Annotated in this window: 13 protein-coding genes; 5 read left to right on the top strand and 8 right to left on the bottom strand. The window is 52.9% G+C overall.

What is annotated here, in order from left to right:
- Positions 1 to 72 precede the first annotated feature (72 nt).
- Positions 73 to 1,245: a replication initiator protein A gene (locus FEM03_RS08000; RefSeq protein ID WP_138085674.1), complete on the bottom strand. Its 1,173-nt coding sequence runs from the start codon at positions 1,243 to 1,245 to the stop codon at positions 73 to 75.
- Between the two features lie 528 nt (positions 1,246 to 1,773).
- Here FEM03_RS08000 and FEM03_RS07995 point away from each other — a divergent pair.
- Together FEM03_RS07995 and FEM03_RS07990 are read left to right on the top strand one after the other, a co-directional pair.
- The gene (locus tag FEM03_RS07995; protein ID WP_138085673.1) at positions 1,774 to 2,397 is read left to right on the top strand and encodes a ParA family protein; all 624 of its coding nucleotides are present in this window, start codon (positions 1,774 to 1,776) and stop codon (positions 2,395 to 2,397) included.
- A complete protein-coding gene (locus FEM03_RS07990) occupies positions 2,390 to 2,773 on the top strand; it encodes a hypothetical protein (RefSeq protein WP_138085672.1) in 384 nt (127 codons plus the stop codon). The genes FEM03_RS07995 and FEM03_RS07990 overlap by 8 nt, the downstream gene beginning before the upstream one ends.
- An 83-nt stretch (positions 2,774 to 2,856) precedes the next feature.
- Here the strand turns inward: FEM03_RS07990 and FEM03_RS07985 are convergent, their stop codons facing one another.
- Positions 2,857 to 4,071, bottom strand: coding sequence for a hypothetical protein (locus tag FEM03_RS07985; RefSeq protein ID WP_138085671.1), 1,215 nt, complete (start codon positions 4,069 to 4,071; stop codon positions 2,857 to 2,859).
- Positions 4,068 to 5,363 carry a hypothetical protein gene (locus FEM03_RS07980; RefSeq protein ID WP_138085670.1) on the bottom strand — a complete coding sequence of 432 codons (1,296 nt, stop codon included), beginning with the start codon at positions 5,361 to 5,363 and terminating at the stop codon, positions 4,068 to 4,070. Before FEM03_RS07980 ends, FEM03_RS07985 begins: the two co-directional genes overlap by 4 nt.
- A gap of 516 nt (positions 5,364 to 5,879) precedes the next feature.
- On the opposite strand from FEM03_RS07980, the gene FEM03_RS07975 reads away from it, so the two are divergent.
- Positions 5,880 to 6,260, top strand: coding sequence for a Co(2+)/Mg(2+) efflux protein ApaG (locus FEM03_RS07975; RefSeq protein WP_240772704.1), 381 nt, complete (start codon positions 5,880 to 5,882; stop codon positions 6,258 to 6,260).
- Positions 6,261 to 6,282: 22 nt separating this feature from the next.
- On the opposite strand, the gene FEM03_RS07970 is transcribed toward FEM03_RS07975, so the two are convergent.
- Entirely contained in the window at positions 6,283 to 6,873 is a 591-nt protein-coding gene (locus tag FEM03_RS07970) for a 5-formyltetrahydrofolate cyclo-ligase (protein WP_138085669.1), read from the bottom strand.
- 166 nt (positions 6,874 to 7,039) lie between these two features.
- Here FEM03_RS07970 and FEM03_RS07965 point away from each other — a divergent pair, with 166 nt between their 5' ends.
- A complete protein-coding gene (locus tag FEM03_RS07965) occupies positions 7,040 to 8,062 on the top strand; it encodes an MBL fold metallo-hydrolase (protein ID WP_138085668.1) in 1,023 nt (340 codons plus the stop codon).
- A 31-nt stretch (positions 8,063 to 8,093) separates the two neighbouring features.
- Positions 8,094 to 8,651, top strand: coding sequence for a dihydrofolate reductase (locus tag FEM03_RS07960; RefSeq protein ID WP_138085667.1), 558 nt, complete (start codon positions 8,094 to 8,096; stop codon positions 8,649 to 8,651).
- Here the strand turns inward: FEM03_RS07960 and FEM03_RS07955 are convergent.
- The 4 genes from FEM03_RS07955 to FEM03_RS07940 all read right to left on the bottom strand — a co-directional run bounded on the left by FEM03_RS07955 (position 8,626) and on the right by FEM03_RS07940 (position 12,779).
- Positions 8,626 to 9,258, bottom strand: a complete 633-nt coding sequence (locus FEM03_RS07955; RefSeq protein WP_138085666.1) for an N-acetylmuramoyl-L-alanine amidase — start codon at positions 9,256 to 9,258, stop codon at positions 8,626 to 8,628. The two genes, FEM03_RS07960 and FEM03_RS07955, sit on opposite strands and share 26 nt — an antisense overlap.
- 26 nt (positions 9,259 to 9,284) lie before the next feature.
- Positions 9,285 to 9,806: a LysM peptidoglycan-binding domain-containing protein gene (locus tag FEM03_RS07950; RefSeq protein ID WP_206170920.1), complete on the bottom strand. Its 522-nt coding sequence runs from the start codon at positions 9,804 to 9,806 to the stop codon at positions 9,285 to 9,287.
- A gap of 35 nt (positions 9,807 to 9,841) precedes the next feature.
- Positions 9,842 to 10,939, bottom strand: a complete 1,098-nt coding sequence (locus FEM03_RS07945) for an aminopeptidase (protein WP_138085664.1) — start codon at positions 10,937 to 10,939, stop codon at positions 9,842 to 9,844.
- 112 nt (positions 10,940 to 11,051) lie between these two features.
- Positions 11,052 to 12,779, bottom strand: a complete 1,728-nt coding sequence (locus FEM03_RS07940) for an exosortase/archaeosortase family protein (RefSeq protein ID WP_166442717.1) — start codon at positions 12,777 to 12,779, stop codon at positions 11,052 to 11,054.
- Between the last annotated feature and the right edge of the window lie 61 nt (positions 12,780 to 12,840).

Here is a 12,840-nt window from a genome sequence, read left to right as displayed (position 1 = left end):
AAACAGTTAAATCGCTGTTTTTTTCATGATAACAAATGGCGAGGCTAAAGTCAACGAGCATCGATACGCGCTTTAAGCAGCAGCCTTTCCTTTGGCCTCAATCCGAATTGCACTCACGGTCTGTCCAATGGACTCCCAGGCCGCTTCAAGCTTGTGTTTGAAATTGTTTTCCACCCATTCAGCTATGAACTTTGAAGGGGCTTTGTAGGTAACAATATCGCCCTCCAGGCTCACCAATTGAAGTTTTTCAAGCCATGCTTTGGTCTGGTCGGCTCCGATATGCTTACGCATGATTTCCAATACATTCTCCCACGCCTCTTCAAGAGGAGTGCGCTCGATGAGTGACAACTGGCTTTCAATCTGAGGAACGCTTTTGTTTTCTGGCGCAACGCGCTTTTCAGTGCGCTCCATTAACAGCATGTCTTTCCCCTGACTGGAACGGACCTTTTCAAGGCGAATGCCCGGAAGGTCATTCTTTTCAACCAGCTTTCTGAGGGCACTTGCATAGTGCTTGTATGCCTGCTGTGATGCGGATTTCTGGTAAAGGCTCTTGAAGGTCTCTTTCCACATGCCATTCGGCCCACCGGTTGCCTTCCTCGCATAGAGGTATAGCCAGCGTTCGACTCCACCCGGAATCTCAAAATATCGTTTATCGAGCGTCAGCACATGGAAATCCTGAATGCTTTCAAACAGCCATTCGGCCAGAACCACTTCGACGCCGCGAACTTCGCCTTCCTCTTCAGTGATTTCCCATTCGGAGATCCACGAAAATTGCTTGATACGGTTTCGCGTCCGTTTGCCAACCTGTGAGCGAACAGTCGTCTGGATACTCGTCATCTTTAGACGGTTCAGCGCATCCTTGAGCCGTGTGTAAGCAGTGCCCTGAGGCGAAATGTTCAACCATGCGAAAAACTGATATGGTTTGAAATGGATGCGTCTGGAAACCGGAACCCCCATGCGCTTGGCATCAATCCATTGTGAGATAGCAAAAATCAGGAGATCTTGATCATAGATAGTGGCAATCCCGCCATGTTCAGCACCACCAGTAATGCGCACCGTTTCAGTCAATCCAGTGCGGGAATCCACGTATTCATGTTGGATGGCTTCAGTTCTGCCAGCGGTTAAACTAAACCAATTACGGGACATGAGGTCGATCTGGTCTTTCGCAGAAACATCAGCAGAGGAAGCCGTAAACCGCACAAGGTCTTGATATTCTTTGATTCCGCCCTCGATCTTCCTGCCCATAAACCTTCATACCACAACCCAATCGAATAAACAATATCGGGGGAGTAGCGACCTTTTCAGCATTAAGGGACATGAAAGGCTATTGAATTAACGTGGTATCGTGGGGGCAGCGACCTTTTATCGGGGGGCTAACGACCCTATCGGGGGAGTAGCGACCAACTATAGTGGTGGTAACGACTTTGCTATCGGGGTAGCACCGACCTAGGCACGGGGGAGTAGCGACTGGAATAGCCTTCAAAGCCAGACAGGGCAAGACTTTGCCAATTCCTAAACTTACTTAAACTAAAGAATAAACACTTAAACCCGTCGGCAGGCCGACGAGCCATTTGCATTTGGCTCGCCTGCCGACGGTGAAGTAAAGAAGAACAGTATAAGAATCTTTAAAGCGATCTTGCTGCTAGCTTGCTAGCAACCTTGCAAGCTGTCTGTGTTGCAAGTTTGCCACCACCAAACCGAAAAGGAGGGGTTTGAGACGCTAATCGGCTGCCGTCGCTTCCGGTGGAATCTTCCGTTCATTATGCTCTGAGCATGATCTACGGACTCACAAACTCAAAAGGCGGCGTTGGCAAAACCACCATTTCGGTTCACCTCGCCGCATGGCTGGTGAAAAAAAAGCGCACTGTCATCTTCATCGACGCCGATCCACAAAGCTCTGCTTCACAATGGATTCGCGAGCTTGGCCTTCCCATCAAACTTGAACAAATTTCCGAACCGGAGGAGTTAATTCTTCGAGTCGCCAAACTCGCCGCTGATGCGAATGACGTAGTCATAGACGGACCCGCAGGGCTTTCAGCAACTACGCGTGCCATCATGCTCAGGGCAGACCGCGTTTTTCTTCCATGCGGACCGTCAATTCTCGACCTCCGTGCAGCTTCAAAAGCTGTTCAGCTTCTTCGCGAAGCCCAAAAGGCCAGGAAAGGAAAACCAACTGGCGTGTTGATACCTAACAAACTTCAAAAACGCGGACGTTTAAGCCGTGAAATGATGGGCGCAGCCAAACAGCTTGGGATCAATGTCAAAGCAGGCCTTTCCCAGCGTCAGGCATTTGCAGATGCCGCAGGCCAGGCAAAAGTTGTCTGGCAGATGGGGGCAGGGGCATTGCTCGCATCCCATGAAATGCAGCAGCTCATGAAGGAGATGACCCGTGGTTAAGCGCAGGACACTTGGCGATGGCCTGACACCGGAAGAGGAAGCATTCCTGAATCCAGGGAAATCCGCACCGAAAAAGAAAGATAAACCGACACCTAAAGCAACCAAAAGGAAGGAGGAATCCCCCATGGCTCAAACTGCAATCCAACAGCAACCCGTTTCCCCGCCACCCGTCCAAGCTGCACCAGCCGCTTTGAATCCACAATTCGCAATGCCGGGAGTGATGTCCCTGAATACACGTATTTCCGCAGAGATAAGCACGGCATTACTGACCGCATCTATGCAACGCAAGATTCAAAGGCTGCACCCTTTCACACAGCAGGATATTGTGGCCGAAGCGCTGACTGTTTGGCTGCATAAAGAGGGATACTTAGTATAAATCAGATATAAATAAGTATTCATTCATCCGCAAACAATCAACCATAAAATGATGGCGATAACCTGGAATATGTTCAACTAATTTCAAACACCTAGCTCTGGTTGTGATCGCACTTCACCACCAACAGGATTAGAGACCACATCTTCAGATCGCAGAACTCTGGTAGGGGCTATGGGCTTAGACACTTTTCCATCTCTTGTAAGTGCTAAATCTGTTTGAAGACGTAATAAGATGCCCCCCACATTTTCCTTAAATTCACTCGGCAGCTTGCAGGCTTTGCAAAAGTATTCAAATGTTAACATAGCATACTTGGCGGTAACTATATCTTCTGTAGGTAGAGACACTGAAAACTCTCGACCTTTCATCAAGTCGAAAGACAACTGCCGTAAAAACCAAGGAATATAAAATGCTGCTTTCGGATTATCTAGAATGTGCCGCACGAGCTGAACCAAAAGATTCCACTGAGGCAATTCTAAAGAGTCTTCACTTTCCGGCTGAGCTTTGCCACTCACTGCAAGCAATTTCGCGCGCAGCTGACTCGCTAAGTCATATTGTTCCCTGCCGCCCCAAATAAGAACCTTGAGTGAGTCGGATAATAATGCTTTTTCGGTAGGATGTAAATATTGATGGAAAATCGTTCCACAGCATTCAGCCAACCCGACTGAGAAAATTGCGGCAGCATCACAAATCAACGCGCTGTGTTCTCTCTTGTTTGGGTCAAACTCACTTGATACTTTGCGGGTTTGCGCCAGCGAATGCCTCATTATCTCTCCGAAACTCGTCTCTTTCCATACGTCACGATAAAGATGATTGGTCAGAGGAGTTAGTTTAGGATGTTTTTTCGAGTAATTTCTCAATTCGAAGACGTCTTGAATACTTGCGTTAACGCCTTCAGAACCCTCAGGATAATTTATTGATTTATCATAAACGGCAAAGTCCTTTGCATTCATTACTCTAACGTCGATAGCATTAGCCGCCAATTTGTGGTCTGATTCAATGTTGGGGATGTCTAATAACACCACTCCGCCTTTACCTTTCAGGTAACCTCTTAATCCAGACAGCCAAAATGCTCGATTGATTGCGGACTGACCTTTTAATGTCTTGCAATCGCCCAGAAGGCGTTCGAACGACAACGTTGTGGCAGATGGTTGCAATACAAAAACATCAACATCTGTTATGAGCTTTTTTGCACCCAGGGAACCATTGATGTTGTATATTTCAACCTCGGGTTGCACAAAGCACCGCTGTTTCCAGTAATGCTTAAACAACATTTCTTTTAATGAAGAGTCTCGCATCATATTTGAAGAAGATAATTATCAATCTCATCTTGCATCCCAGGATCAATATTCAATATTTCCTGTTCCGCCAATAACCTGCGTCCAAGCAACGAATCTGTAAACTCCTGCCCTTTGTGAAAGGCCATTAGGATCTCGGGATCAGGTGCGTGCGATACTTGCTCGCCGCGAACCAGTTGTATCGCCATCTTTACTGCCTCGAGGTTATCTGGATTTTCAATAAGCTCAAAATTAAACCAACTACCACCTGCTGGCTTGAGGCGCCCCACACGGAGCGTGGCAAGGCATTTGTATTGCTCAAACGCTTCTGTATTTGCACGCAGACGTTTCCGATCAAGCAATGCACTAAGCAATGCGACGGGATTTCTTATTGCATATTCCTCAGGAAGCAATTGGCCTTGTCGAACCGCCGATACGAGCGCCATAGCGGCCTCAAAAACATGCCTTTTCGAAGGTGTTATGGTGGTTAGCCCCGGCTTTGGTGTAAAGAGAAAGAAATTTTGACCAGAATGTGTTGTTTTAATAGACGGCGGAGAGGTAAAGCCTTCAGTTGCAATAGCCTTTATAACAGTAAGCTCGTCCTGGCTAAGGTGTTCATCGCCAACGGCAGAATTTTTGCTAATTAAATTCAACGGCCAACCCTGGTTTCTAGAAAGCTTTTCGATAGCGCCCGACACGACTCCTCCGCCTTTGGCAGCAGTGAGATCTGCAAATGCCTCATAATTCTCTGGAAAATAAACAGGAGACAAAAGGATGTCTTTTCCTCGCGAACGCTTTTCAATGACATACCCCCCTTGACTACCCACATCAAGCATACGTTGCACTAGTTTTTTTTCAGCGCCCATATCAAAATATACGGAACGATCAGTAGGGCTCTTAGCAAGACGGTCGATCATCGCAAGTGTGATTTGCTCTGGTTCAGACATCTGTAGGTTGCCAGCATAAGCTCCCATATCACCGAAGAGATCTTCGAAAAATGGCACTGTAGGAACCACGGCGCGGATTGTTTGGCCCTGTTTATCAACCCTCAAATATTCTGCATCCGCTAAGCAATTCACGACTGCGGGTAGCACAGTTGGCGGGATATGCAGTAGATGCAGAGCAATTTGCTTCAACAAGTCATAGGGCACTGATGATGCGCTTTGGAGATGCAATGCGAGTCTGACAGCAAGTCCAATTATAACAAGTTGGTCAAAATCGGCTACTTGCTTAGTGCCTAAGGTGCTGACAACATCGTGGCAGCGGACGGCCAAGTTTGCCCCTTTAGGGACTGTTATGGCAGCTGATGGTTTCATATGATGTTCTTTGATCGCTGAAGGATGTGTGGAAGTTGGCAAAAGGAATTTTGTCCGGGATGCAAATAATCAAACGTTCAAAGTTTGTCTTTGGATGCAAAGAAGCGAAATTGAGGCCGCACTATTATAAAGCAAATTTCTGATGCATAAAAACGTCTTCGCTCTTCACCGAAAATTTCACGGTCATTTTCTACGGTCGGCGTGAAAATCTCCGTAAATCAGTGCAAAGCCATGCAAAGAGCTTTTCATTGCAAACCACTCATTACGAGTATCTTAGGCAACAATTGCAAAACCATGCAAAGCTGCGCAAAACGCCATTTCTCAATTAGAAATCCGCTGCTCTATCCACTGAGCTACTAGCGCATTGCATCCATGCTCGCTTTAGAATCCGCTTGGCATGGCGAACCACGAACATGCGCGAAATTGTGGAAATGGCAAAAGGAGATTTTCGTCGATCTTCTGCCCATGACCCCACACGACGGTGGATTTTTTCCGCGATTGTGTCAGACTCGCCCCATGTCTTTGCGCTTTGAAGAACTCCCCGGACTCAGTGTCAGTGTGGATCAGGTCGTCTACCTGCCCCACATGATGGCTCCACCGGACAAACCCCATCCTTTCGCCTACTACCTCTCCATCCACAACGCCTCGGAAGAAACAGTCACCATCGTCGGTCGCAAATGGATCGTCAAAGACGACAGCGGCGGCACCCTCGTGGTGGAAGGCGATGGCGTGGTCGGCCACACTCCCGTGCTTCAACCTGGACAAACGTTCAGTTACAACAGCTACCACGTCATCAGCGAGCCCAGCATCGCCCATGGCACCTTTTTCGGCCAGACGGACGAGGGCACTCCCGTCTACGTGCGCATCCCGGAGTTCAAGATGGAACTGCCGGAATGAGTCTTGAATCTGCCGGTCGCCGTCATTTAAACGACTGCCAGCCGTTTTGCGTCACCACATGATCCATGGCACGGTCGTGGGGCTCGCTTGGCACCCCGGTTATCAACTGAAGCTCAAACGCCACCCCGATCTTGAGCCCGCGAAATCCTGGATCGCCAAAGATCCGGTCGTAGTGCCCCTTGCCACGGCCCATGCGCATCCCGGATTCGCGATCAAAGGCCAGTCCCGGCGTCAGCACCACCTGAAGGTCCGCAATCTCCAGTCGCCCGCCCTCCTCGCGCAGCGGTTCCAACACCCCCATCACCCCCGATTGGAGATCCCCATGTAGACGCACCCTCCACGGCGTCATGAGATCGCCATCCAAGGCAAAAAGCGCCACTTCACACCCCTTTTCCTGCAACCACGAAAAAAGCGGCATCACGTCCACCTCCAGCTTCATTCCCCCAAAAATCGCCACCACCCCACCGCCGTCCTTGGGGAGCCATGCGGGATTGCCCATCAAAACCTCCTGCACCTGATGCGACCAGAGCGCCCGCTGCTCCTTCGGAACCTCGCGAATTTGAGCGTTGATCCAACGACGCAAGTCCGTTTTGGTCTGAGATTGAGATGACATATTCACGGCGCGATAATTGCTTGATGACTGGGTGGTTCACGTCTCGATCTCGAATGTGACCATGGCCGAGCCAAACGCAACGTCCGAAAAGAAAAAGCAATCTTGTCATCCACCCCACCCCGCGCGTAAAATCCTCAACTGCATCCCCAGGCCGCTTCTCCCAATCATGTCAAAATCATCGCCCGATCCTTCTTCGAGCACCCCTCCGCCGCGAAGAGGCCGACTGTCGCTCAAGCTCCGATTCGGAAAGGCGCGCAGCGTCGAAAGTGTCGCAGCCTCGGTTAACGGCAACGGCAATGGCAACCATGTGGGACTCTTGCCCAGTCGCGGCTGGCAGAAACGCAACATTCAGTTCATCAACGAAGTCCTCATCCCGCACTTCCTGGCGACCCGGCTTCCCAGCAGTCCCTCCTCCCTGCTTGCCGGACTCGAACTCAACCAAACCGGCGTCACCTGGCTCGGTCACGCGGGGTTTCTCATCCATATCGGCGGTCAAAACATCCTCGTCGATCCCAACTGGGCGCTGTGGCATGGACCGGTCAAACGCATCAGCCATCCGAGCCTCACCAGCCGTCTGCTGCCCTACATCGACCTCGTGCTCATCACCCATGCGCACTTCGATCACCTGCATCTTCCCAGCCTCCGCGCCATCGCCGCCGGACAACCCATCATCGTCCCCAAAGGCGTTGGCAACGTCGTCAAAAACTGTGCGTTCAGCAAAATCATCGAACTCGAATACTGGAAAACTGCCTCAGTCGGCGATCTGAAAATCACCTTCGTTCCCACCAAACACTGGGGAGCCCGTTTCATCCACGACACCTACCGGCAGTTCGGTGCCTATCTCATCCAACACGGCGACCAGACCATTTTTCATTGTGGCGACAGCTCCATGTTTGACGGGTTTGAGGAAATCGGCAAACACGCCAGCATCGACGTCGCCCTCATGCCCATCGGAGCCTACCGCGCCCCCAGCGGACGAGCCGTTCACATGAATCCTGAGGAAGCCATCGAAGCCGCCGACATGATGGGAGCCAGTCACCTCATCCCGATGCATTTCGGCACCTTCCCATTGGGAGGCGAACCCATCCAGGAACCCGCCATCCGACTGGTCGAATCCGCCGCCAGACTTGGTTGGGAAAACCGCGTGCAACTGCTCCCCGAAGGCCAGACCACGATCTTCAGTCGATAAAACAGCAACTATCGCTTCGGGAAACAGACGCATGCAAACGCACCCGCGACTCACCTTAATCGCGGCCGTCGATCAGAACCGACTCCTCGCCAACGAACACGGCATCCCCTGGCATCTGCCTCTCGACGTCGAACACTTTCGATCCGTCACCCGCAATCAATGGCTCCTTCTCGGACGTCGCACCTACGAAGAAATGCGCGACTGGTTCAAGCCAGCCCACACCCCGCTCACCTTGACCAGCCGAACCGAGTGGCACCCTGAACACGGCAAAGCCATCGCCTCCGTCGAGGCCGCCCTGCGTCTCGCCCGCGATCACCACGCCTCCGAACTTATCTGCTGCGGCGGCGCAAAAACCTACGCCGCCGCACTCCCCTTCGCCCAACGCCTGATCATCACGCAAGTCCATCACCGCTTTCCTCCCGCCAGCCATCCCGTGTATTTCCCGCCTTGGAATCAGGAGATTTGGCATCAAACCGACCTCGTCCATCATCCTGCCGACCAGCAAAATCCCTGGTCTTTGGACATCATCACTTTTGATCGGGCTCCAACCACCACGGCTGCCCCTACCACAACTTGCGCGAACGGATGATCCCGTTCGCAATCCCCAATGCCAGCGCCTGGCGATGAGCCGCCGTCTGCACCCGGTTGGCTTCCGTCCGGTTGCTGATGAAGGCACATTCGATCAACACGGCCGGTCCTTTGGTCCGCGTCAGCACCGCAAAATCGTAATTTTTCACCCCGCGGTTTCGTCCCTTGATCTTCTCGCCCATCGCCTTCTGCAGCGTCAACGCGATCGTCTTGCCCTTCGCGCTCCGGTAAAAGGTTTCATACCCACTGATGCCCTGAATCCGGTTGGCATTGAAGTGAATGCTCACCAGCAGCGAATTGGCAAACCGGTTCGCCATGCCCGCCCGCGCATCCAGCGAAACCGTCCGGTCTGTGCGCCGCGTCATCACCGTCGGCACGCCTTCTCCGCGCAGAATCTCGTCCACCCGCTTTGCCACATCCAAAGCAAGATTTTTCTCCACCAACCCATGCCACCGCGTCCCCGGATCACTTCCGCCATGACCCGGATCGATCACCACCACCGAAAAGGCCGAGGCCGAGGCCACCATCGCCAGGCCCAGCCCAACGACCAACAGCACCGCCTTCCGCCTCACCATCCCCGCGATCATTGCCGTTCCAAAGCAGTTCATGGCGTCCGGCAATACGACTGACGAGTCTATCGGGGAATTCTCAGCGTCATCCCTGGCCGAAGCAGGTCGGAACGCAAACCGCTGGCCGACTTGATCTTCGCCACCGTCGAACCATAACGCCGCGCCAGGCCATACAGGGTGTCGCCCTTCTTCACCACATGCGAACGACTGCCACTTGAAGAAGTCGTCTTGCGTTTGGTGGTGGTCGTCACCCTAGGCTTGCTCGAACTCGAACTTCTCGACGCCGTCCTGGATGAACCATGTGAACCAGTCCAGCGCTGCACATCGCTGTTGTTGGCGGCTCCTGATCGACCCGAACGCCGTTCCCCTTCCGCCGCCCAGGCCGACACATAGGTGCCGCTGGAATCAAACGGATAGGCATAGCTCGGCATGTTATGCGGTGGTGTCGCCGACGTTGAACTCAGCGAGATGTTCGGCAGGTTCGTCGGCAACCCCTTCTTCTTGTTGCCGGAAGAACAACTCGCCAACGCCACGACGATCACCAAACCCGCGCCAGCGCGGACCACCTGTTTCAAAATTTTCTCCATACGCATCATGAAACGATCCCATCAAAATTTTCTGCTCAGTTGAGCTTCTGCAAATCCTTCGGCAGAAACTTCCCGTTCTTGCGGATCAAGGTGTCATCAAACCAGATTTCACCGCCACCGTAATCCGGACGCTGAATGCACACCAGATCCCAATGCACCGAACTGCGGTTGCCGTTGTCCGCCACACCTTCATAGGCCTGACCCGGCGTGAAATGGAATGAACCGGCAATCTTCTCATCAAACAAAATGTCGCGCATCGGCTCGCGAATCTCGCGGTTAAATCCAATGGCAAATTCACCAATGTATCGGGCCCCTTCGTCGCTGTCGAGCACCTTGTTCAAGGCCTTGGTGTTGTTGCTCGTTGCATTCACAATCTTGCCCTCCTTGAACTCCAGCCGCACGTTGTCAAAGGCCATGCCTTGATACACCGTCGGCGCATTGTAGCTCACGACGCCTTCAACGCTGTTCTTCACCGGAGCCGAAAACACTTCGCCATCAGGGATGTTGTGCGTGCCACCGCAAGCGATCGCCTTGAGCCCTTTCAAACTGAAAGTCAAATCGGTGCCCGGGCCCTTGATGTGAACCTTGCTCGCCGCGTCCATGTATTTTTTCAGCGCATTCATCGCTGGCAGAAGCGCTTTGTAGTCCAGCAAACACACCCGGAAAAAGAAATCTTCAAACGCCTCGGAGCTCATCCCCGCCTGCTGCGCCATCGCCGCCGTCGGCCAGCGCAACACACACCACTTGGTATGGTTGACCCGCTCATTGATCACCGGACGCAGCTTGTCCATCACCAGCTGCATCTTCGCCGCCGGCACATCCGACATCTCGGTGATGTTGTGACTACCGCGCACCGCGATGTAGGCGTCCATCTCCTTCATCAGATCCAGATTGTTCTTCGCCAGCATCTCATACCCCTCGGGCGTCGCGTGCTTCATCAATTCCCGGGTCACCGTCGCATCATGCAGCTTCACCACCGGGATCGCCTTCGCGGCCACCACCGCACGAATCAATGCCAAAGCCACTGCGGGCGGTGTGTCATAACAATCCAACAACACCTTCTCGCCTTTCTGCACCTGGGTGGAGTAGCGGACGAGCTGTTTGGCAAGAAGGTCGATGCGTGGATCGTGCATGCCACTTTACTAGCGGTGCGACGCGAAAAGTTCAACCTGCTTCACCATCAAATCACGCAATTCACGCAATTCGCGAAAAAAGCCTCAGGCGGTTCCGCTGTCCATCGCCACCTCACGATGCCGGGACTTTGACGAATTGCGACGCCACCGTCTGCGCAAAATCCTTCAATTCCTCAATCGCAATGATTTCCCCGAGCGGATCGTCCACGCCCACCTCCGTCGCATGCACCTCCATGAAAAACGACGCCTGACTCCAACGGTGATTGTATCCAAACAGGATCGCATCCCGGTAGTTCATAAAATGGCTGATGTTGTATCCCGGTGTCGAGTAGCCGTTGGACCCCTGATACCACGTCAAATTCAACACCCGCATGCGCACCTTTTTCCCTTCCGCAACCTCCACATCCCGGAACAAGCGCATCACGTTCGCGTTGATCACCATGCCATTGTCCAACTTCACTTCCACCGGCTGCAAGGCATTCACCGTCCAACCCTGGTTCGGCATGCAAACCTCAGGGGAATGCAACGTGCGTTTCATCTCCCCGCTGATCACAATTGTCGCTGTCACCGGCCTCGCCCCCGGAGCCGTGTAAGCCCGTCGCAACAAGGTCACGGTCGGATCAAAATTCATCCGCTCCTGGTAGCTCATTTCCTTCATCTCACCGTGATACCCCCCCACCCATTCCGGCAGCTGCGGAGCAAATCCGGCTTCGCGCAAAACCGGCTGTTCGGGCGTCATCGCACACAGCCCCAAAGCCGCCCCCACGGACGCAAACAGTAATCCTGCATTCACCAGCACCTTGGTCATCCCATCGCCGACACCGCCACTTTTCACTTCCAGCTTCGGCTCCACCAATCTCACGCGCTTCCAATGTCGGCCTTCCAGCCACGTTGCCAGGCCAAACATCCCCGCCAGTGCGACACCAAACACCATGAATCCCGCCAGCAAATGGAAAAACGAATCCACCTGCTGACCATCCACCTGTTTGCCCACCGCCCATTCCTGCCCCATCACCAGGCTCGCCACCGTCAGCAACAACAACCGCACCACGTTCCCTGCCACTGCCAGGGGAATCGCACTCAACGACAGCAATATCCTCGGCACCGTGCGGTTCAATGCCATGAAACTATACAAAACCGCCACCATGATCAGCGCATACAGCGACCGCATCCCGCTGCACGAATCCGCAATATCCAGGGTGAACCGCTCCCCTTGTTTGATCCCCGCTCCGAAATCCGCCAGCGACTGGATTGCCGATCCTTCCCGCACCGCCCCGATCCCTACCACGGTCAGCAATTTTTCTGCGATCCAAGCAGTCGGAATCTTCAACTTGGCCGCGAGCAGTGTGTCCAAAGGAAACAGCGGCCATGCAAAAACCAAAAACACCCAAGGAACGAACAACAAGCGCATCCATTCCTTTCCCCCCATCAACAATATGATCCCCGCCACACTCAACTGCAGCGCCGCGTAACCCAAATACCCCGTGTCCACCTTGTAACCCAGCCAAAATAGCACCCCTGAAGCCAGAAGCACCGGCACCCCCAACCACGAACCATTTACCGGAACTCTCCCCAGCGTTGCCCTCTGACGATAAACCAGAAATCCTGCGATCAACGGCACCACCAGGCAAAACTGCCATTCCGAATTGCTTCCCAGCATCAAAATCTTCACCCACCCCGACAACACACTCACCCGTTCTTCAAACGTCCAATGCTGATACGGCCACCAGACAAACCAAACCACAAAAGCCAGCACCCCGGCTCCCAATGCCAGCCAGCGTTCCCATTTCAAGCCATCCGACACGCGTGAAATCGACGATACCCCCTCAGCAGCAACCATCTGGCCGCTCCCACTTGTTTTCGATGCATTGCTCACTTGGGACATTTTAAACTCGCACAGC

Source organism: Phragmitibacter flavus (assembly GCF_005780165.1).
Lineage (GTDB): Bacteria > Verrucomicrobiota > Verrucomicrobiia > Verrucomicrobiales > Verrucomicrobiaceae > Phragmitibacter > Phragmitibacter flavus.
The sequence above is the reverse complement of the archived record's forward strand: the minus strand, read 5'-3'. Positions and strand labels throughout refer to the sequence as shown.

What these genes read in the sequence shown, in the direction of transcription:
- FEM03_RS07945 (WP_138085664.1), bottom strand. Translation starts at nt 10,939, where the DNA reads ATGCACGATCCACGCATCGACCTTCTTGCCAAACAGCTCGTCCGCTAC.
- FEM03_RS07955 (WP_138085666.1), bottom strand. Translation starts at nt 9,258, where the DNA reads ATGAACTGCTTTGGAACGGCAATGATCGCGGGGATGGTGAGGCGGAAG.
- FEM03_RS07940 (WP_166442717.1), bottom strand. Translation starts at nt 12,779, where the DNA reads ATGGTTGCTGCTGAGGGGGTATCGTCGATTTCACGCGTGTCGGATGGC.
- FEM03_RS07980 (WP_138085670.1), bottom strand. Translation starts at nt 5,363, where the DNA reads ATGAAACCATCAGCTGCCATAACAGTCCCTAAAGGGGCAAACTTGGCC.
- FEM03_RS07965 (WP_138085668.1), top strand. Translation starts at nt 7,040, where the DNA reads ATGTCAAAATCATCGCCCGATCCTTCTTCGAGCACCCCTCCGCCGCGA.
- FEM03_RS07995 (WP_138085673.1), top strand. Translation starts at nt 1,774, where the DNA reads ATGATCTACGGACTCACAAACTCAAAAGGCGGCGTTGGCAAAACCACC.
- FEM03_RS07975 (WP_240772704.1), top strand. Translation starts at nt 5,880, where the DNA reads ATGTCTTTGCGCTTTGAAGAACTCCCCGGACTCAGTGTCAGTGTGGAT.
- FEM03_RS08000 (WP_138085674.1), bottom strand. Translation starts at nt 1,245, where the DNA reads ATGGGCAGGAAGATCGAGGGCGGAATCAAAGAATATCAAGACCTTGTG.
- FEM03_RS07970 (WP_138085669.1), bottom strand. Translation starts at nt 6,873, where the DNA reads ATGTCATCTCAATCTCAGACCAAAACGGACTTGCGTCGTTGGATCAAC.
- FEM03_RS07950 (WP_206170920.1), bottom strand. Translation starts at nt 9,806, where the DNA reads ATGGAGAAAATTTTGAAACAGGTGGTCCGCGCTGGCGCGGGTTTGGTG.
- FEM03_RS07985 (WP_138085671.1), bottom strand. Translation starts at nt 4,071, where the DNA reads ATGATGCGAGACTCTTCATTAAAAGAAATGTTGTTTAAGCATTACTGG.
- FEM03_RS07960 (WP_138085667.1), top strand. Translation starts at nt 8,094, where the DNA reads ATGCAAACGCACCCGCGACTCACCTTAATCGCGGCCGTCGATCAGAAC.